Below are 20,179 nucleotides of genomic sequence, written 5' to 3' on the forward strand. Positions count from 1 at the left end.
GCAGGCGGCGTTCAGCTACTACACCATCACCATTCCGCGACGCTGCCATCCTCGTGACGCCACACCGGATTGCGCCAGCGGTGGCCAACCTTCGCCATCTCGCGCACCTTCTCTTCGTTCACGTCGATACCGAGGCCCGGGCCTTGTGGAATCGACACGAAGCCGTCTTCGTATTTGAAGACTTCGGGGTTCTTGATGTAATCGAGCAGGTCGTTGCCCTGGTTGTAGTGAATGCCCAGGCTCTGTTCCTGGATGAACGCGTTGTAGCTCACGGCGTCGATCTGCAGGCAGGTAGCCAAAGCGATCGGGCCGAGCGGGCAGTGCAGCGCGAGCGCGACGTCGTACGCCTCGGCCATCGACGCAATCTTGCGACACTCGGTAATCCCGCCCGCGTGCGACGCATCCGGTTGAATGATGTCGACGTAGCCGCCCGACAGGATGTGCTTGAAGTCCCAGCGCGAATACAGGCGCTCGCCCAAGGCGATCGGCGTGTTGGTCTGATTGACGATGTCACGCAGCGCTTCCGCGTTTTCCGACAGTACCGGCTCTTCGATAAAGAGCAGCTTGTACGGGTCGAGTTCCTTGGCCAGCACCTTCGCCATCGGCTTATGCACGCGGCCGTGGAAGTCCACGCCGATGCCGATGTTCGGCCCAACCGCTTCGCGCACGGCGGCGACGTTGTTGATCACGCCTTGCACCTTGTCGAAGGTGTCGATGATCTGCAGCTCTTCCGAGCCGTTCATCTTCACCGCCTTGAAGCCGCGTTCGACCACGGCGCGCGCGTTGTTCGCGACGTCGCTCGGACGGTCGCCGCCGATCCACGAATAGACCTTGATCTTGTCGCGCACCTGGCCGCCCAGCAGCGCATGAATCGGCACGCCATGATGCTTGCCCTTGATATCCCACAGCGCCTGATCGACACCGGCGATCGCGCTCATCGTGATCGGACCGCCGCGGTAGAAGCCCGCGCGATACATCACCTGCCAGTGGTCTTCGATCAGGAGCGGGTCTTTGCCGATCAGATAGTCGGACAGTTCCTCGACGGCAGCCGCCACCGTGTGCGCGCGGCCTTCGACCACCGGCTCGCCCCAGCCGACGATGCCTTCGTCAGTTTCGATTTTCAGGAAGCACCAGCGCGGCGGAACGATGAAGGTTTCGAGCTTGGTGATTTTCATGGTGTGCGTCTCCTGGCGGCCTGGGCGTCTGCGGATGCGGACAATTTCGAGGATTCACATGCTACAACAAAAGCATGTTTAAGTACTATTAATAGTACTATTGGCCAAATATTGGCGAGGTGCCGGTAGAGAGGTTGGCCGGCTGAGATGCCGGATAATCGCGCTCGTCCTGGGCTCAGGGCCGATATCAATAGCGCCGAGAGGCTGCGGGGAGAAAACTATTCAGCACGATCTGCATGGGCGCGTCGCCCATCTGCTGGCGACCGCGATACTGCGTGGCGACTATGCGCCCGACTCGATCCTGCCGCGCGAGGCCGAGTTGATGGACACCTTCGGCGTGAGCCGGACGGTGTTGCGCGAGGCGCTGCGCACGCTGACATCGAAAGGGCTGATCGAATCGCGTCCCCGGGTGGGCACGCGGGTGCGGCCGAAACACGCGTGGAATCTGCTCGATGCCGATGTGCTCGATTGGTATTCGCGCGTCGCCGAGCCGATGGCCTTCGCGCTCAAGCTGCAGGAAATGCGCGAGATGATCGAGCCGTACGCGGCGAGTCTGGCGGCGGCTTCGCATACGGGCGAGACCTTTGACGCGCTAGCCGCGGCGCATGCGTCGATGGTCGCGGCGCGTAATGTCGACGAATGGGTCCGCGCCGACCTGCAGTTTCATCTGAGCGTGCTGAGCGCATGCAGCAACGAATTGCTGATTCCGCTCGGCACGCTGATCGAGCGCACGCTGGAAGCGCAGCTACGTCTGAATGCGAAACGCGCGGACGTGTTCAACGCGTCATTGGCGGAACACACGGCGGTGTTCGAAGCGATTCGAGAGCGTGATGCCGGGGCCGCGCGAGCGGCGATGGCGGGATTGCTGGGTGTGACGCGCGGAAGAATCGAGGGGTGAAGGGGGCGCCGCTCCTGCCTGCTTCGATGCTCGCGCTTAATCCATCGCCGCATGCGCCACTGAAGCATCCGGTGCCTGGCGCGCCGGACGGATCAACAGAAGCAGCGGAATGACCAGCAGCGTGGCCATGAACATCAGTTTGAAGTCGTTCAGGTAGGCGATCATCGAGGCCTGCTGCGTGATTGACGCGTTCAACACCGCCAGGTCGTAATTCGAACCGCCGCTGAGCATCGGCTGGATCGCCGGATTGAACGGTGTGATATTTGCGGCGAGGTCGGCGTGCGAGACCTGCGTGTTGCGTGTCATCAGCGTCTGCACAATCGAAATGCCGATACTGCTGCCGATATTGCGCATCAGGCTGTACGTCGCGGTGCCGTCCGCGCGGAGTTCGGGTGTCAGCGTCGAGAAGGTCAGCGCGCTCAATGGCACGAACACGAGACCCAGGCCGAAGCCCTGGATCACGCCAGGCCAGACGATGTCCGACTCTGATAGCACGATCGTGTAATGCATCATCTGCCACAGCGCGAACGCGGAGATCAGGAAGCCGGTGAGCAGCAACAGCCGTGCGTCGATCCGCTTCAGCAGCCGCCCGGCGAACAGCATCGCGACCATGGTTCCCGCGCCGCTCGGCGCTGTGACAAGACCCGTGGTCGCCACAGGATAGTTCATCAGATTCTGCAGCATCGGCGGCAGCAATGCGCGCGTCGCATACATCACCGCGCCGATCACGAAGATGAAGAACGTGCCGGTCGCGAAGTTCGGGTCCTTCAATAACTCGTACTTGAAGAACGATTTCTTGCCGACCGTTGCCGTATGCACGAGGAAGAACGCGAAGCTGATCGCCGCGACCAGCGCCTCGATGACGATCTCGTGCGAGCCGAACCAGTCGAGCTGCTCGCCGCGGTCGAGCATCGCCTGCAGCCCGCCGATCGCGAGACCCAGGGTGGCAAAGCCGAACGCGTCGAACTTCGCATCGTGCTTGGGTTCACGCGCGGGCAGGAACGTGGCCACACCGAACAGCGCGAACGCGCCGATCGGCACGTTGATGAAAAACACCCAGCGCCAGTTGTAGCTATCGGTGAGCCAGCCGCCGAGCGTCGGCCCGAGAATCGGTCCGACCATCACGCCCATGCCCCACACCGCCATCGCCTGGCCCTGCTTTTCGCGCGGATTGATGTCGAGCAGGATCGATTGCGACAGCGGCACCAGCGAGGCTCCGAAAATCCCCTGCAGCAAGCGCGACGCGACGATCTGCGTCAACGATTCCGACAACCCGCACAGCGCCGAGGCCACCGTGAAGCCGCCGATCGCGTAGATCAGCAGCCGCTTGACGCTCAGCCGGTCGGACAGCCAGCCGGTCAGCGGCGTGGCGATCGCCGCCGCGACGATATACGAGGTCAGCACCCAGGTGATCTCATCCTGCGACGCGGACAGCGTGCCTTGCATGTGCGGCAGCGCGACGTTGGCGATCGTGCTGTCGAGCGTCTGGATCAACGTCGCGAGCATGATCGAGACAGTGATCATCGGCCGGTTGAGCGGGGCGGCGGCGCTCGTCGGCGTGGAATCGGAGGGCATGGGGGAGCGGGGTCTTCAATATAGTAAGCATGCTTAGTATATCGGCCGCAAACCGGGGCGCCCATCAGGAGTTATGCGGAGCCTGAATTGCGCCCGTTTCGTTTCCGTTGAGGGTTCATTCGGCACACATTCCGACGATGAAAAACGAAAGCCTTCGTATAATCCGCCCATGACCATCCAACTCGAAGAACGCTTCGGCTTTCTGATTTCCGACGTCGGACGCCTGACAGGCAAGCGTTTCGACGACCTCGCGAAGTCATCGGTCGATCTGACGCGCGCGCAGTGCCGCGTGCTGGCCAACCTCGCGCACTACGGCGACGTCAACCAGGCGCGGCTCGCGGACCTGCTCGAAGTCGCGCCGATTTCGGCGGGACGTTTGCTGGACCGTATGGAAGAGGGCGGCTGGATCGAGCGCACGGCCAATCCGCAGGATCGCCGCGAGCGTCAGGTGCGCATGACACCAAAGGCCGAGCGCACACTCGGCAAGGCCCGCAAGGTGGGCGACAAAGTCAAGCTCGAAGCGCTGAACGGTTTTACCGACGAAGAAGCGCAGCAGCTCATCTCGCTGCTGCAACGGGTGCGCGGCAATCTCAGCCGCCTAGTGGACCGCTGAGCGCACACGCATGGCACCGCACTGACGCATTAACGCATTGGCGTGGTGGCGCTTTCAATTCATTACAAAATCAAAAGCTGTTCGTAACGGTATTGTCACATCGCGGTAATAAGTTGGAAGTTTTGCCTTTGGCCTTCCATGCTTGCTCCGCTTCTGGTTGCCTTTTATGAAACCGTCCGGCAGGGCAGTGTCACCGCCGCCGCCAAGCGGCTCGAAGTCAGTCAGCCGACCATCACGGCGCGCATCCAGCAACTGGAAAAGCAGTACGGCGTCGAGTTGTTCCATCGGCGCGGCAGCCGTTTCGACCTGACCGACGCCGGCGCTGCGCTGATGCCGCTGATCGACCGCATGCAGCAAACCGAAAGCGATATCGACTTCACGCTGCGTAACGAACGCGAACTGGCCGCCGGCAATCTGCGGGTCGGCGCGACCGGGCCTTATTACATTCTGCCGGCCATCGCGGCGTTTCATCGGCAGTATCCGGCGGTCAAAATCTGTGTCGAGATCGGCAATTCGCAGCAGATCCTCGATGCGCTGCTCGACTTTCGCGTCGATCTCGCGGTGTCGTCACAACGGGTCGACGATCCACGTTTCGCACGCCGTACGATTGCCGACGATCCGCTCGTCGTCGTCGCGCATTGCAGACATCCGCTGGCCGCGCAGAAGGTGGTCAGGCTCGCCGACGTCGCCGCGCATACGCTGCTGCTGCGCGAACCCGGCTCGCGCACGCGTGAGGCCACCGAAACCGCGCTCAAACGCATTGGCCTGGCGCCGGCCACGCTGATCGAGATCGGCAGCCGTGAGGCGATCTACGAAGCGATTCGCCACAACATGGGCTGCACGCTGATGCCGCTCGGCGAGGCGCCGGCGCACCCCGATCTGCGTCAACTACCGCTGGACGTCGACGCGCCGGTCCTGCAGGAATATCTGTATTACCTCGAGGCGCGGGCCGGCTCACGCCTCATCACCGCCTTCATGGCGAACGTCGGCATGCCCGCTTAATGACCTCTAAAAACGACCTCTAAAAACGGTCTCTAAAAAATGCTGATGCCGGTATCGGCCAGCTTGCGCAGAACGACATAGCCGCGTCGCCCGCGTTCCCTATCGTTGCAACGACTCGCCGGATGGTCCGGCGCATATCGGCATCGAGAGGGGACACACATGAGACGGCACACCGTCGTGCAATTCGCATGCGGCCTGGCGCTGCTTGGCGCGCTGGGCGCAACGGCCGCGCTGAGCGGCTGCGGCGGCGTATCGCATTCCAGCGACAGCAGTTCCAGCAACGGCGCGGGCAACTCGCAAGCCGGTGTAGGTACGCCGGCCACGCCCAGCGCGCCGGCGGCCAAAAAGATGCTGCTCGTCGAACTCGACGGCGTAACGTATAGCGCGCTGAGCGCGGGTATCGCCGGCGGCAAACTGCCCAATCTGGCGAAGCTGACCGTGGCGCCCGCGTACAGCGGTGGCGTGAACGGCACGCTGTCGCAGCAACCGAATCTCGATACTCCGGGCTGGGCGACTGTTCTGACCGGCACCTGGGCCGACCGTCACCAGATCAATTCCGACGCGCCCAACCAGGCTTCGCACAGCAGCACCGTGTTCCAGATGCTCAAGACCGCGGGTGCCGGCACGGCGGGAGCGGCCGTCGATTCGAACGGTCTCGCGGCCTTGCTGGCGCCGGATCAGAATGCCGGCAATCTCGACACGCTGGTGAATTGCGCATCGGTCGATGCCTGTGTCACGCAGAACAGCGTGAACCTGATCGACAATGGCTACTCGCTGGTGTTCGCGCAATATCACTCCGCTCAGGACGCCGCGCTGAACGACGGGTTGTCGTCGGCGAACTATGCGAGCACGCTGGGACAACTGGATGTCGCGCTCGGCACGCTCGTCGCCGAAACCGCAAAACGCAGCAACGAGAACTGGCTGGTCGTGGTGACCAGCAGTCACGGTCTGAACGCGGCCGGCGGTACCGACGGTTTGCCGTTGCCGCCCGAATCGACCAGCTTCATCGCGCTGAACCAGGCGCCGAATACGCGTCTCGGCAACACCACGGCGCCGACCACGATGGCCGCGCTTTACACGCGCGCGAGCATCGCCGACATCACGCCGACGCTGCTTGCCTACAGGGGCCTGGTGCCCGATCCCACCACCTATGCGCTCGACGGCGGCCAGTTCGTTGGCGCCACGCCCGTATCGCAACTACTCGGCGCCACCGGCAGCGATAACGCCAGCCTCGTCCTCACGTGGAGCGCGCCTGCTACCGGTGCAATCAGTGTGCTGCGCAACGGCACCTTGATCGCGAGTCTGCCCGCGGGCACCGCGACCTATACCGACAGCCAGCTCGGCCTGACGGCGACCGGCGTCTACCCGTTCAACTACACGGTGGTGGCCGGCAGCGCGCCGCTCGCAACGATCACCCAGGTCGTGTACGTGCAACCGCCACCGCCTCCGCCCCCGCCGCCGCCGCTCGCGACCACGCTGACCAACGGCCTGTCCAGCTACTTCCCGTTCGGGGCGCTGCCGCCGGCCGACCGCCTGAACGCCAGCACGATGGGACCGTGGGCCGCGGACGCCGATGGCGGTTCGCTGGTCGCCGACCCGTTCGGCGGCAAGGGCCTGCAGATCGACACACATACGGTCGACAGCAATGGCTTCGATGGCTACAAGCTCACGCAGACCAACGACGTCACGACCCACGCGCAATTCACGATCGGCTTCTGGTTTTACACCTCGTGCGTGAATCTCACGGGCAACGGCACGCCGGTGTTCTCCAACAAGAACTACTACTCGGGCGGCAATCCCGGCATCGCGATCGGCCTGTTCCCTGGGTCGAGCGCGAGCTGCAACATCCGCTTCAATCTCGGCGACGGCAGCACGCGTAACGACGTCAACAGCCTGAACGTCAGCGCCAACAAGTGGACCTATCTCGCGCTGACGATCGACACCGCCGCGAAGAAGATCAACGCCTACGTCTTCGATCCGGTGCTCGGCGAGCAGAAAGTGTTGGGCCAATCGTTGAGCGTCAACATCGCCAAGCTGCCGGGCCTCGGTGTGTTCGGTCTGAATGAAGACGGCACCGGCCACTACTACATGAATGCCTGTAGCTACACGCCGCCTTACACCGTCGGCAAGTGCGCGGCGACACCGCCGGATGTGCAGGCGTTCGGCGACCTCGCGCTGTGGACCCGTGTCGTCACCGAAACCGAATTGCAGTCGATCTTCGGGTCGGGCCAACCGTTGTCCACGCTTACCCACTGACCGGAGTCACGCGATGAACCCAACGGCTTCCTTTTCGAAAGCGCTCGAGACGAGCGCGGTGTTTGACGCCGGTGGCGCGCATCAAACGCAACCCCGCAACCGGCGGGGACCTGTGCGCGTCCTGCTGACGGCCGCCGCCCTCTGTGCGCTGTGCGTGTCGATGGCCGGTTGCGGCGACGGTTCGAGCAGCAGCACGAGCAACGGCGCAGGCGGCTCCGGCACCGCCGCGAACAGCGCGGCGGCCGGCGCGGGCGGCGCAAGCGCGCCGGTGCCGATCGTCGCGGCGCCGGCTTCCGGTGCGTGCGCCGCATCGGGCGCGAGCGCCGCGCAGCCGTTGCAGAACACGCAACTCGTCTGCGCGCCCTGACGTGCTGTTTGCCGCGTGCGCTTTGCCGCCTGTCCGTCGAGCCATTGGTGGCGACGGTCCGGCAAGCGCACAGATCCTGACGACCCCAACACGCCAAACATGACCTCATTGGACCGCCGTACCTTCCTGCGCAGCGCCGCGGGCGCTGCCGCGCTCAGCCTGTTTCCGCCCGCGATCCGCCGCGCGCTTGCGATTCCCGCGAACAACGCGACCGGCACCATCAACGACGTCCAGCACGTCGTCATCTTCATGCAGGAGAACCGCTCGTTCGATCATTACTTCGGCACACTGCCGGGCGTGCGCGGTTTTAGCGACCGCTTCACGATTCCGCAGCCGGGCGGCACGACCGTCTTCCAGCAAAACGACGGCGCGCGCACCGTGCTGCCGTTTTACCTCGACAGCACCAAGGGCAACGCGCTGCTCGCAGGCGGCCCGCATTCGTGGAGCGACGCGCATCAGGCGTGGGACAACGGCCGCATGACGCAGTGGCCGAAAGCGAAGGGCGATGTGTCGATGGGCTATCTGAAGCAGGCCGATCTGCCGTTTCATGTCGCGCTGGCGAATGCTTTCACGATCTGCGATGCCTATCACTGCTCGTTGCATGGCGGTACCAACTCGAACCGCATCTTCCTCTGGACCGGCACCAACGGCGCGAGCGCCGGCTCCAATCCGGTCGTCAACAACGACGGCTGGGATGGCCTTGGCGCGTCGGCGACCGGTCTCACATGGACGACCTATCCGGAGCGTCTGCAGGCAGCGGGTGTGAGCTGGAAGGTCTACCAGAACATGCCGGACAACTACACGGACAATTCGCTCGCCGGCTTTGCGACCTACCGCAAGGTCAACGAGACGCTGCCGGGTTCGCCGTTGTTGCCGTACACGCAGTCGCTGGAAGCCGTCGCGCCGTTGTACAAGGGCATTGGCAATACGATGCCCGACGGCGGCTTCCTGCAGGCGTTGAAAGACGATATCGCGGCCGGGCAGATGCCACAGGTGAGCTGGATCGTGTCGCCGCAGGCCTACTGCGAGCACCCGGGCGCGTCGACGCCGGGGCAGGGCGGCTACTACCTGCAACTGCTGCTCGATACGCTGACGGCCAACCCGGACGTGTGGAGCAAGACCGTGCTGTTCGTCAATTACGACGAGAACGATTGCTTCTTCGATCACATGCCGCCGCCCGACGCGCCGAGCAAGAATGCCGACGGCACCTTCGCGGGCAAATCGACTGTCAATGCGCAGTACGAGTACTTCACGAAGGCCAACCCGCCCGGCGATTCGTCGCCGATCGTGCCGGACGGACAATGCTTCGGACCGGGGCCGCGTGTGCCGATGTTCGTCGTGTCGCCGTGGAGCACCGGTGGCTGGGTGAATTCGCAGGTGTTCGACCATACGTCGGTGCTGCGTTTTCTGGAGCAGCGTTTCGGCGTGACCGAAACCAATATCAGCCCGTGGCGGCGCGCGGTGTGCGGCGATCTCACCTCGGCATTCAACTTTCGCAATCCGAACGATGCGCCGGTGGCGGCGCTGCCCGCGCCGACCAAGGCCCAGGCCGATGCGCAGCACACCCAGCAGAGCGCCTTGGGCGCGGTGCCGGTGCCGGCGGCGGCGAGTCAGCAGATGCCGCAACAGGTGTTGATGGCGCGGCCGTCGCGTGCTTTGCCATACCTGCTGCATGTGAGCGCTAATGCGGATGGACAGGACGGCCTGATCTGGCTGATTTTCAGCAACACGGGCACGGCGGGTGCCGTGTTCCATGTGTATGACCAGTTGCATCTCGACCGGCCGCCGCGCCGCTATACCGTGGAAGCCGGCAAGGAGCTATCGGATTCGTGGGCCGCGCTCGCCGACGATCACGGTAACTACAGCCTGTGGGTGCTCGGGCCGAACGGCTTTCATCGATCGTTTCAGGGCAGCGTCACGACGGTCGTGAGCGGGCCGAGTCCGGAGGTGCGGGTCTGCTACGACGTCGTCAACAACGCGGTCTATCTGACGATCATGAACACGGGTAACGCGACGGCCAACGTGACCGTCACATCGAACGCGTATCGCAGCGATGGCCCGTGGACCTACGCGGTGCCGGCGGGGATGCAGGTCGAACCGTACTGGTCGGTGAGCGCCGTGGGCGGCTGGTACGACTTCACGCTTGCCGCTGCGGGCGGTTTCACGCGGCGCTTTGCGGGCCGCGTCGAAACCGGCAAGGACAGCGTCAGCGATCCGGCCATGGGCGTGGCGAGTTAGAGCAATAGCAGTGTCGCGCTGAATGCGCGAGGAGTGGCTTTTGAGGGAGTCAGCTTCGGCTGACTCCTTTTTTTATGGCTATTTGGTCTCGGAGGCCGGGGTTGCAGTGGACGGCTGGACCAGTTCGAAGCAGGCCGGCAGCGTGGCGGGGGCCTTCGTTTTCGCGTCTGGTTGCTGTGGGTCGATGCATTTGAACGCGCTCTGATCGCGCTGAACGAAAATCGTATCGGCCGAGCCGCCATTGACGTGGGCGCTGTTCACTACGGCGACGATTTTGTAGCCGTCCTGCAGCAAGGTCGGCAGTGTGATTGAGCTGCTGCGCCACTGACTGTCGGGCGGTGTTTGGGCGCTGGCGGTGAGTGATGATGCGGCGGCGAGAAGCGCGAGAGTTGCGGCAAGTACGGCGGTGCGGGACGTCATCAAGAAACCTCCTTGAAGTTGCTGTTTGGAAGACCGAACGGAAGACCAAAACAAAAAAGCCGCTGACCTTGTGGATCAGCGGCTTTTTCTTGCAACTGGTGGCGAATCAGGGACTCGAACCCCGGACCTGCGGATTATGATTCCGTCGCTCTAACCAACTGAGCTAATTCGCCGAAAGAAGCGAGATTATGAGGATAGGGCCGGGGGCTGTCAACCCCCGCCGTGCAACTTTTTTAAATCACCCCATCCGTCGGGCGTTTCAGTCCTTCGCGTAGATATCCGAATCCTTGGTTTCCTTGACGAACAGCATGCCGATCACAAGCGTGATGAGCGCCACCACAATCGGATACCACAGCCCCGAATAAATGTTGCCTTTGGCCGCCACGATCGCGAAGGCGGTCGCCGGCAGGAAGCCGCCGAACCAGCCATTGCCGATGTGATACGGCAGCGACATCGACGTATAGCGGATGCGCGTCGGGAACATCTCCACCAGCATCGCCGCAATCGGCCCGTAGACCATCGTCACGTAGATCATCATGATCGTCAGGATCACCACGCTCATCGGCCAGTTGATCTGCGACGGATCGGCCTTCGGCGGATAGCCGGCGGTCTTCAGCGTGGTCGCGAGCGTCTTGTCGAACGCCTTGCCTTGGTCCTTGGCGTCGGCGGCCTTGCCGTCATACGTGTTGATGACCGTATCGCCAACCTTGATCTCCGCCAGCGATCCTGCCGGCGCCGCGACGTTCTCGTAGTTCAAGCCGGCTTTCGAGAGCGCGCTCTTGGCGATATCGCAGGAGCTCGTGAACTTCGCCGTGCCGACCGGATTGAACTGGAACGAGCACTCGTCCGGGTTCGCGATCACGACGATCGGCGACTTGGCCGTTGCCGCTTCGAGCGCCGGGTTGGTGTAGTGAGTCAACGCCTTGAACAGCGGGAAGTACGTGCAGGCGGCAATCAGCAGGCCGGCCATGATGATCGGCTTGCGGCCGATGCGGTCCGACAGCGAGCCGAAGAACAGGAAGAACGGCGTGCCGATCAGGAGCGCGATCGCGATCAGGATGTTGGCCGTTGCACCATCCACCTTCAGCGTCTGCGTCAGGAAGAACAGCGTATAGAACTGACCCGTGTACCACACCACGGCCTGGCCGGCGGTCAGGCCGATCAGCGCAAGGATCACGATCTTCAGGTTCTTCCACTGGCCGAATGCTTCGGTCAGCGGCGCCTTCGAGGTTTTGCCTTCAGCCTTGATGCGCGCGAACACCGGCGATTCGTTCAGTTGCAGGCGAATCCACACCGACACGCCGAGCAGGATGATCGACGCGAGGAACGGGATGCGCCAGCCCCAGGCGCCGAACGCGTCTTCGCCCAAAGCCGTGCGCACGCCGAGAATCACCAGCAGCGAGAGGAACAGGCCGAGTGTGGCGGTGGTCTGGATCCACGCGGTGTAGAACCCGCGGCGTCCCGGCGGCGCATGTTCCGCGACGTAGGTTGCCGCACCGCCGTATTCGCCGCCGAGTGCAAGACCTTGCAACATGCGCATCGCGATGAAGATCACCGGCGACGCGATGCCGAGCGATGCGTAGCCTGGCAGGAAGCCAACCAGGAAGGTCGACAGACCCATGATCACGATCGTGACGAGGAACGTGTATTTGCGCCCGACCAGATCGCCGAGCCGCCCGAACACGATCGCGCCGAACGGCCGCACCGCGAAGCCGGCAGCAAAGCTGAGGAGCGTAAAGATGAAGGCGGCAGTCGGATTGACGCCGGAGAAGAAGCTCTTGCTGATGTAGAGCGCAAGTGAGCCGGCCAGATAGAAGTCGTACCACTCGAAAACCGTACCCAGCGACGATGCGAAGATCACCCGCTTCTCATCGTGCGTCATCGGCGCATGGGAGAGTTGCCCGCCAACGGTAGCCATATGTCGTCTCCAATATTGATATGTACACGTGGTCCGCCGGCAAGGCGTTCCCGTGGAACCGATTATTGGAGTGGAAACTTACGGCGTACTGACTTGGAAGGGTCAAATGTCAGTATCGGGTGTGTATGGGGGAAATTCGTTAAAATTCAGCAACGTCAGTCTAAAATCACGCAAGATTGGATAACATCATCTCAATATGGCTGTGATGGTTGCGGGTGTCCTGGGGTCCCTAGGGTAAGTCCTGTGCCCGTTCGCGCACGTGCAAGCTGACACGCACGAGCGTTCCGGCAAGCCGCGGGGAGGTTTGGTAGACGTTATCGTCGATCGTCATCTCCCCGCCGTGCATTGTCGTGATCTCACGCACGATCGCGAGCCCGAGGCCGCTGCCGTCGCCTTCGCGGCCGAGAATCCGGTAAAACCGCTCGACCACCCGCGAACGCTCGGCCACCGGAATGCCGAGCCCGGTGTCTTCCACTTCCAGATGCACGCGCCGCGCCGTCACGTCGTGCCGTACCCGCACGGTGATCCGGCCGCCGACCGGCGTATAGCGGATCGCGTTGTCGATCAGATTCGACAGCATTTCGCGCAGCATGACCGGATTGCCGTCGACTTCGACCGGCTCTTCGGGCGCTTCGTAGCCGAGGTCCATCTGCTTGGCGAGCGCGGCTTGAACCCAGTCGCGCACCGCGCTACGGGCGACTTCCGTCACCTCGACGGGCGTGAAAATCTGGCCCGACATGCGGTTTTCCGCGCGCGCCAGCGCCAGCAACTGGGTGACGAGACGCGCCGCATGCTCTGAACTGGTGGCGATCTGTTCGAGCGAGCGATGGACTTCCGCGGAGGCGTCCTGGCGCAGCGCAAGCTCGGCCTGGGTGCGCAGGCCGGCCAGCGGGGTTTTCATCTGATGCGCGGCGTCGGCGATAAAGCGCTTCTGCAACTCCATGTTTTGTTCGAGACGCGTCAGCAGATCGTTGAACGACGTCACCAGCGGCTCGATTTCCGGCGGCGCGCGGCGGGCTTCGAGCGGCGACAGATCGTCCGGGCGGCGCGCGCGAATATGCGCCTGCAGCGCATGCAGCGGCGCAAGCCCGCGCGACAGGCCAAACCACACCAGCACGATCGCCAACGGCAGGATCACGAACTGCGGCAGGATCACGCCTTTGATGATGTCGTTGGCAAGCTGGCTGCGCTTGTCGAGCGTCTCGGCGACCTGCACCAGCACCGGCTGGGCGCCGGGGGTTTGCGGAAACTCGACGGTCGTATAGGCGACGCGGATATCGTTGCCGCGCAGCACGTCGTCGCGGAATTCGACGAGGCCGGGCTGCGGGCGGTCTTCCTCGTGCGGCAGGGGCATGTCACGCTCGCCGCCCACCAGTTCGCCGCGCGTGCCGAGCACCTGATAGAACACGCTGTCGACATTGTCGGCGCGCAGAAAATCACGGGTTGAGTCGGGCAGCGACAGTTCCGCCACGCCGTTGAGCGGGTGAATCTGCCGGGCGAGCACGTAGGCGTCGGTTTCGAGCGCGCGGTCGAACGGGCCGTTGGCGATCGACTTGGCGACCAGGTAGGTGACCGCCAGGCTCATTGGCCAAAGCAGCAGGAGCGGCGCCAGCATCCAGTCGAGAATTTCGCCGAACAGTGAGCGCGGGCGTGCTTCAGCGGCCGCTTCGGTCTCGTCGGGCGGGGCGAACGGATTGGCGTAGCGCTCGTCGCGCGCCTCGTCGAGGTCCGCCGCGTGCGCCGTAGCGCGATCTGCGCGTGCGGACATGGGCGTTCTCTATTTGTAGTGATGGCTCGCCGGCATCGCGGCCGACGGGGGCGTTGCCGGCGCTGCCGTCGCCGTCGTCGATTCGGGCTCGGCGGAGGCGGGCGGCGCGGGCGTGCCGGCGCTGATGCTGGAGGGCTGGGCGGCTTTCTCGAGGCAATACCCAAGGCCGCGCACGGTGATGATGCGCACACCGCTTGGTTCGATCTTCTTGCGTAGCCGGTGCACGTAGACTTCGATCGCGTTATTGCTGACTTCCTCGCCCCATTCGCACAGATGGTCGACCAGTTGTTCCTTCGATACCAGCCGCCCGATCCGTTGCAGCAGCACTTCGAGCAGGCCGAGTTCGCGCGCCGACAGGTCGATCACCAGCTCGTTGACGTAGGCGATCCGGCCCACCTGATCGAACGACAGCGACCCATGCCGCACCACCGTCGGACCGCCGCCCGCGCCGCGCCGGGTCAGCGCGCGCACGCGCGCTTCGAGCTCGTTCAGCGCGAAGGGCTTGGCCATGTAATCGTCGGCGCCGAGGTCGAGGCCTTTAACGCGCTCGTCGACGCTGTCCGCGGCAGTGAGAATGAGCACCGGCAGGTTCGAGTTGCGGGCGCGCAGGCGGCGCAGCACCTCGAGCCCGGACATGCGCGGCAGACCGAGATCGAGGATCAGCAGGTCGAAAGTTTGCATCGACAGGGCGGTGTCGGCCTCGACGCCGTTCTTCACATGATCGACGGCATAGGCCGATTGGCGGAGTGATCGAACCAGACCGTCCGCGAGTATGCTGTCGTCTTCGGCAATCAGAATTCGCATGGTGCGCCAACCTGGCGGTGCCGGCACCGTGGGGTGTCTCCCGGGCGCACAGCGGTCTCCGAAAATTATTGTGGGTAGTTGGGCGGCGTGACGGTAAAAATGCGCGTTCGCATGAGAATCGCGCTTGCCAAAACTACTGTTTTTTTATACAGTGTCTGGGTTTCGTGTGCTGTCCTTTGCGGACAAACCAAACTCGGGTTGAAACTCGGGGCCGCACATCCGCCTCAGACGCCGTTCATCATAGCAAAGGACGATTCATGGAAGAAAGCAAGAAAGGCTCGGCTGGACTGACTGCAGAAAAGAGCAAGGCACTTGCTGCCGCACTCGCGCAGATCGAAAAACAGTTTGGCAAAGGGTCGGTCATGCGGCTCGGCGCAGGTGAGGCGGTTGAAGATATCCAGGTGGTCTCAACCGGATCGCTCGGCCTCGACATCGCGCTGGGCGTCGGCGGTTTGCCGCGTGGCCGTGTGGTGGAAATTTATGGCCCGGAATCGTCCGGTAAAACCACGCTGACGTTGCAAGTCGTCGCTGAAATGCAGAAGCTCGGCGGCACGGCAGCGTTTATCGACGCGGAGCACGCGCTGGACATCCAGTACGCGGGCAAGCTCGGCGTAAATGTGAACGAGCTGCTGGTTTCGCAGCCGGATACCGGCGAACAGGCGCTCGAAATCGCCGACGCACTGGTACGCTCGGGCTCGATCGACATGATCGTGATCGACTCAGTCGCGGCACTCGTGCCGAAGGCTGAAATCGAAGGCGAAATGGGCGACTCGCTGCCGGGTCTGCAAGCGCGTCTGATGTCGCAAGCGCTGCGCAAGCTCACCGGCACGATCAAGCGCACGAACTGCCTCGTGATCTTCATCAACCAGATCCGCATGAAGATCGGTGTGATGTTCGGCAACCCGGAAACCACCACGGGTGGTAACGCGCTGAAGTTTTACGCGTCGGTGCGTCTGGACATTCGCCGGATCGGTTCGATCAAGAAGAACGACGAAGTGATCGGTAACGAAACACGCGTGAAGGTGGTGAAGAACAAGGTTGCGCCGCCGTTCCGTGAAGCAATTTTCGACATCCTGTACGGCGAGGGTATTTCCCGTCAGGGCGAAGTCATCGACCTCGGCGTGCAAGCGAAGATCGTCGACAAGGCCGGCGCCTGGTACAGCTACAACGGCGAACGTATCGGTCAGGGTAAGGACAACGCGCGCGAATTCCTGCGTGAAAATCCGGACATCGCCCGTGAGATCGAAAACCGCATCCGTGAATCGCTGGGCGTGAATGCCATGGCGGAAGCGGTGACCGGCGCAGGCGCTGTAGTCGCGGACGAAGAAGAGTAACCCGCACGTGATACGCAAGGGCCGGCCGCTGTCCAAGGCTGTCAACGCTGGACGCAACGCGGACGGCCCGCGTATCGGTGACGATGATTCGTTCGATCCCTTCGAGTCGTTCGACGCGCACGATCGCGCCGAAGGCCGCCAGTCGCGGTCCGACTCTTCCGCTCAAGCTGCAGCGGACCCGTCCGAGACCACCTACACCCGCTCGCGTCGCACACCCGGCGAGGCGAAGCTTGGGCAGGACGATGCAAAAAAATCCCAACGCCCAGCCCGTTCGCTAAAAGGACGTGCGCTCGGCTATTTGTCCCGGCGTGAATACAGCCGCTCCGAACTGGCGCGCAAGCTTAAGCCGTTCGTCGAAGAAACCGATTCGCTCGATACCTTGCTCGATTCGCTGGAAGCCGAAAACTGGCTGTCCGATTCGCGCTTTGCTGAAAGCCTGATCCATCGGCGCTCGTCGCGGTTGGGCGCGAGCCGGATCGTCGGCGAATTGAAGCAGCACGCGGTGGATCAAACGCTGGTCGAAGAAGCCAGTGCGCAACTGCGCGAAACCGAACTCGCGCGCGCTCAAGCCGTTTGGCGGAAGAAATTCGATCGCCTTCCCGAAACAGCCGCCGAGCGGGCCAAGCAGGCGCGTTTTCTGGCGTCGCGTGGTTTCTCCGGCGCGACCATCGGCAAAATCCTCAAAGGGTTCGACGAGGAGTAGGGCGGCGACTAGCCAGGTGCCGCACCGGTCCCGGCGCGAAAACCTCCGCGCTTTGCCCTCCCCCGCCCCCCGCGCCCGCACTTTGAGATAGCGTCTGCCGCGCGCCCCGGCCCGCCGGGCGGCCCTGCGCATTCCGGACTGTCTCAAATACCCAGTATGCTAAAATTCGGGGGTTTTCCAATCCAGCCTTTCCTTTCCGCATGCCGCTCTCTCCACCAGTATCCCGTCAGTTGCGCCATCGTCGCGCAATCCGAGCGGAAGCTTATGAGCGAGCCGATGGCCTGTGGGATGTGGAAGCGTGCTTGACCGACGAAAAGCCGCGCGATGTGGTGCTTGCGTCGGGCGTCCGGCCCAATGGTCAGCCGATCCATGAACTCTGGCTTCGCATCACCATCGATCGCAAGCTCAATGTCGTCGACGCCGAAGCGTCGTCCGACTGGGTGCCCTATCCAGGTTTGTGCCAGGCCAGCAATCCCGCCTACCGTGCCCTCATCGGGCTCAATCTGTTCAACAACTTCCGTCGCGATGCTGCCCGTTTGCTGGCCGGCACGGCTGGCTGCACGCATCTCACCGAGTTGTGCGCGCTTCTGCCGACCGCCGCCATTCAGGCGTTCGCCGGCGACGTGTGGAACACCGGTGACAGTACGCCAGGCGCGAAAGCAGGTTCAGGAGACGATTCGTCACACAGCACAGACGAGCATTCCAACGACAAACCGCCATTCCAGCTGGGACGCTGCCACGCGCTGCGTTTCGACGGCGAGGCGGTGCAGCAGTTTTATCCGCGCTGGTATGGCCGCGCTCCGTATACAGCGGATCGCGCGGCATCGTCAGGCAACGCGGCAGCCCGCCAGACAGGTGAGGGCGGCAACGCGTCCGGCATGAACGACGGCAGCGGAAACGATGTTCAATCCAACTCTCAGACTGAAGGGAATCACGCATGAAGATTCACGAGTACCAGGGTAAGGAAATCCTGCGGAAATTCGGCGTCGCGGTACCGCGCGGCAAGCCGGTCTTCTCGGTGGATGATGCGGTCAAGGCCGCGCAAGAGCTCGGCGGCCCGGTATGGGTCGTGAAGGCTCAGATCCACGCGGGTGGCCGTGGCAAGGGCGGCGGCGTGAAGGTCGCCAAGTCGTTGGAACAGGTTCGCGAGTATTCGGAACAGATCCTCGGCATGCAGCTCGTCACGCACCAGACCGGTCCGGAAGGCCAGAAGGTGAATCGTCTGCTGGTCGAAGAAGGCGCTGACATCAAGAAGGAACTGTATGTCGGCCTGGTGATCGATCGCGTTTCGCAGAAAATCGTCGTGATGGCATCGAGCGAAGGCGGCATGGACGTCGAAGAAGTCGCGGAAAAGACGCCTGAGCTGATCCACAAGATCGCCGTCGACCCGTCGACCGGTCTGAAAGACGCTGAAGCCGACGAGCTCGCAACGAAGATCGGCGTGCCCGCCGCTTCGCTGCCGCAAGCACGCTCGATCCTGCAAGGCCTGTACAAGGCATTCTGGGAAACCGACGCATCGCTGGCCGAAATCAACCCGCTGATCCTGACCGGCGACGGCAAGGTCATTGCGTTGGACGCGAAATTCAACTTCGATTCGAACGCACTGTTCCGTCATCCGGAAATCGTCGCGTATCGCGATCTGGACGAAGAAGATCCGGCTGAAGTCGAAGCATCGAAGTTCGACCTCGCGTACATCTCGCTCGACGGCAACATCGGCTGCCTCGTGAACGGCGCTGGCCTCGCAATGGCAACGATGGACACCATCAAGCTGTTCGGCGGCGAACCGGCGAACTTCCTGGACGTGGGCGGTGGCGCCACGACCGAGAAGGTCACGGAAGCGTTCAAGATCATGCTGAAGAACCCGAACCTGACGGCGATTCTGGTCAACATTTTCGGCGGCATCATGCGCTGCGACGTGATCGCGGAAGGCGTGATCGCGGCGTCGAAGGCCGTGTCGCTGAAGGTGCCGCTCGTGGTCCGCATGAAGGGCACGAACGAAGACCTGGGCAAGAAGATGCTCGCTGAATCCGGCCTGCCGATCATTGCGGCTGACAGCATGGAAGAAGCGGCTCAGAAGGTCGTCGCGGCCGCTTCGGGCAAGGCGTAAGCCTGCCGGGACGTTCACCAGGATTACGAATGGCGGCGCGTGAGCGACGCGGGCGGAGAACATCCCGTTCCGTGGCGCATCGGCGCGACGCCAAACGAACAGAGGTCAATACATGTCGATTCTGATTAACAAAGACACCAAGGTCATCACGCAGGGCATTACCGGCAAGACCGGTCAGTTCCATACGCGTGCTTGCCGTGAATATGCAAACGGCCGTGAAGCGTACGTTGCAGGCGTGAACCCGAAGAAGGCCGGCGAAGATTTCGAAGGCATTCCTATCTACGCTAGCGTCGCTGAAGCCAAGGCTGAAACGGGCGCGACCGTGTCGGTGATTTACGTTCCGCCGGCAGGCGCTGCTGCTGCCATCTGGGAAGCCGTCGAAGCCGACCTGGATCTCGCAATCTGTATCACGGAAGGCATTCCTGTCCGTGACATGATCGAGCTCAAGGCACGCATGCGCGCAAAGAACAGCAAGACGTTGCTGCTTGGACCGAACTGCCCGGGCACGATCACGCCGGACGAACTGAAGATCGGCATCATGCCGGGTCACATCCATCGCAAGGGCCGCATCGGCGTCGTGTCGCGTTCGGGCACGCTGACGTACGAAGCAGTCGGCCAGTTGACGGCGATCGGCCTTGGCCAATCGTCGGCAGTCGGTATCGGCGGCGACCCGATCAACGGTCTGAAGCACATCGACGTGATGAAGATGTTCAACGACGATCCGGAAACGGACGCCGTCATCATGATCGGCGAGATCGGTGGTCCGGACGAAGCGAACGCTGCGGAGTGGATCAAGGACAACATGAAGAAGCCGGTGGTTGGCTTTATCGCCGGTGTCACGGCGCCTCCGGGCAAGCGCATGGGCCACGCCGGCGCGCTGATCTCGGGCGGTGCGGATACGGCTGAAGCCAAGCTGGAAATCATGGAAGCCTGCGGTATCACCGTCACGAAGAACCCGTCGGAAATGGCGCGTCTTCTGAAGGCGATGCTGTAAGAACAAA

17 protein-coding genes and 1 tRNA gene are annotated in these 20,179 nt (G+C 62.9%); 11 read left to right on the forward strand and 7 right to left on the reverse strand.

Features of this window, described 5'->3' with window-relative positions; genetic code table 11:
- Positions 1–26: 26 nt before the first annotated feature.
- Complete coding sequence (gene dgoD, locus PQR67_RS00870; protein WP_408453150.1) at positions 27–1,175, reverse strand: galactonate dehydratase; 1,149 nt, start codon at positions 1,173–1,175, stop codon at positions 27–29.
- A gap of 184 nt (positions 1,176–1,359) precedes the next feature.
- Between dgoD and PQR67_RS00875 the strand changes: the two genes are divergently transcribed.
- Positions 1,360–2,073 (forward strand): FadR/GntR family transcriptional regulator, encoded by a 714-nt coding sequence (locus PQR67_RS00875; RefSeq protein WP_408453802.1) that lies wholly within the window; start codon positions 1,360–1,362, stop codon positions 2,071–2,073.
- 36 nt (positions 2,074–2,109) lie between these two features.
- On the opposite strand, the gene PQR67_RS00880 is transcribed toward PQR67_RS00875, so the two are convergent.
- Complete coding sequence (locus PQR67_RS00880) at positions 2,110–3,648, reverse strand: DHA2 family efflux MFS transporter permease subunit (protein WP_408453153.1); 1,539 nt, start codon at positions 3,646–3,648, stop codon at positions 2,110–2,112.
- Between the two features lie 169 nt (positions 3,649–3,817).
- On the opposite strand from PQR67_RS00880, the gene PQR67_RS00885 reads away from it, so the two are divergent.
- From PQR67_RS00885 to PQR67_RS00905, 5 genes are all read left to right on the forward strand, one after another.
- Positions 3,818–4,261 (forward strand): MarR family winged helix-turn-helix transcriptional regulator, encoded by a 444-nt coding sequence (locus tag PQR67_RS00885; protein ID WP_408453156.1) that lies wholly within the window; start codon positions 3,818–3,820, stop codon positions 4,259–4,261.
- A gap of 138 nt (positions 4,262–4,399) precedes the next feature.
- The gene (locus PQR67_RS00890; protein ID WP_408453159.1) at positions 4,400–5,263 is read left to right on the forward strand and encodes a LysR substrate-binding domain-containing protein; all 864 of its coding nucleotides are present in this window, start codon (positions 4,400–4,402) and stop codon (positions 5,261–5,263) included.
- A 159-nt stretch (positions 5,264–5,422) separates the two neighbouring features.
- A complete protein-coding gene (locus tag PQR67_RS00895; RefSeq protein WP_408453161.1) occupies positions 5,423–7,519 on the forward strand; it encodes a LamG-like jellyroll fold domain-containing protein in 2,097 nt (698 codons plus the stop codon).
- A 13-nt stretch (positions 7,520–7,532) separates the two neighbouring features.
- The gene (locus PQR67_RS00900) at positions 7,533–7,886 is read left to right on the forward strand and encodes a hypothetical protein (RefSeq protein ID WP_408453164.1); all 354 of its coding nucleotides are present in this window, start codon (positions 7,533–7,535) and stop codon (positions 7,884–7,886) included.
- Between the two features lie 99 nt (positions 7,887–7,985).
- Positions 7,986–10,124, forward strand: coding sequence for a phosphocholine-specific phospholipase C (locus PQR67_RS00905; protein WP_408453167.1), 2,139 nt, complete (start codon positions 7,986–7,988; stop codon positions 10,122–10,124).
- Between the two features lie 78 nt (positions 10,125–10,202).
- Here the strand turns inward: PQR67_RS00905 and PQR67_RS00910 are convergent, their stop codons facing one another.
- From PQR67_RS00910 to PQR67_RS00930, 5 genes are all read right to left on the reverse strand, one after another.
- Positions 10,203–10,544: a hypothetical protein gene (locus PQR67_RS00910; RefSeq protein WP_408453170.1), complete on the reverse strand. Its 342-nt coding sequence runs from the start codon at positions 10,542–10,544 to the stop codon at positions 10,203–10,205.
- A gap of 96 nt (positions 10,545–10,640) precedes the next feature.
- A tRNA-Met gene (locus PQR67_RS00915) sits at positions 10,641–10,717 on the reverse strand.
- An 86-nt stretch (positions 10,718–10,803) separates the two neighbouring features.
- Positions 10,804–12,462 carry an MFS transporter gene (locus PQR67_RS00920; protein WP_408453173.1) on the reverse strand — a complete coding sequence of 553 codons (1,659 nt, stop codon included), beginning with the start codon at positions 12,460–12,462 and terminating at the stop codon, positions 10,804–10,806.
- A gap of 229 nt (positions 12,463–12,691) precedes the next feature.
- Positions 12,692–14,230 (reverse strand): sensor histidine kinase, encoded by a 1,539-nt coding sequence (locus PQR67_RS00925; RefSeq protein WP_408453176.1) that lies wholly within the window; start codon positions 14,228–14,230, stop codon positions 12,692–12,694.
- Positions 14,231–14,239: 9 nt separating this feature from the next.
- On the reverse strand, positions 14,240–15,034 hold the full coding sequence (locus PQR67_RS00930; protein ID WP_408453178.1) for a response regulator: 795 nt from the start codon (positions 15,032–15,034) through the stop codon (positions 14,240–14,242).
- Between the two features lie 257 nt (positions 15,035–15,291).
- On the opposite strand from PQR67_RS00930, the gene recA reads away from it, so the two are divergent.
- The 5 genes from recA to sucD all read left to right on the forward strand — a co-directional run bounded on the left by recA (position 15,292) and on the right by sucD (position 20,172).
- Entirely contained in the window at positions 15,292–16,368 is a 1,077-nt protein-coding gene (gene recA / locus PQR67_RS00935; RefSeq protein ID WP_408453181.1) for a recombinase RecA, read from the forward strand.
- Positions 16,369–16,375: 7 nt separating this feature from the next.
- Positions 16,376–17,071: a recombination regulator RecX gene (gene recX, locus PQR67_RS00940; RefSeq protein ID WP_408453184.1), complete on the forward strand. Its 696-nt coding sequence runs from the start codon at positions 16,376–16,378 to the stop codon at positions 17,069–17,071.
- Positions 17,072–17,271: 200 nt separating this feature from the next.
- Positions 17,272–18,012, forward strand: coding sequence for a DUF2889 domain-containing protein (locus PQR67_RS00945; RefSeq protein ID WP_408453187.1), 741 nt, complete (start codon positions 17,272–17,274; stop codon positions 18,010–18,012).
- A complete protein-coding gene (gene sucC, locus PQR67_RS00950; protein ID WP_408453190.1) occupies positions 18,009–19,178 on the forward strand; it encodes an ADP-forming succinate--CoA ligase subunit beta in 1,170 nt (389 codons plus the stop codon). The genes PQR67_RS00945 and sucC overlap by 4 nt, the downstream gene beginning before the upstream one ends.
- Positions 19,179–19,290: 112 nt before the next feature.
- The gene (gene sucD / locus PQR67_RS00955) at positions 19,291–20,172 is read left to right on the forward strand and encodes a succinate--CoA ligase subunit alpha (protein ID WP_035548412.1); all 882 of its coding nucleotides are present in this window, start codon (positions 19,291–19,293) and stop codon (positions 20,170–20,172) included.
- Positions 20,173–20,179 lie beyond the last annotated feature (7 nt).

Source organism: Paraburkholderia fungorum (assembly GCF_046026025.1).
Taxonomy (GTDB): Bacteria; Pseudomonadota; Gammaproteobacteria; order Burkholderiales; family Burkholderiaceae; genus Paraburkholderia; species Paraburkholderia fungorum_E.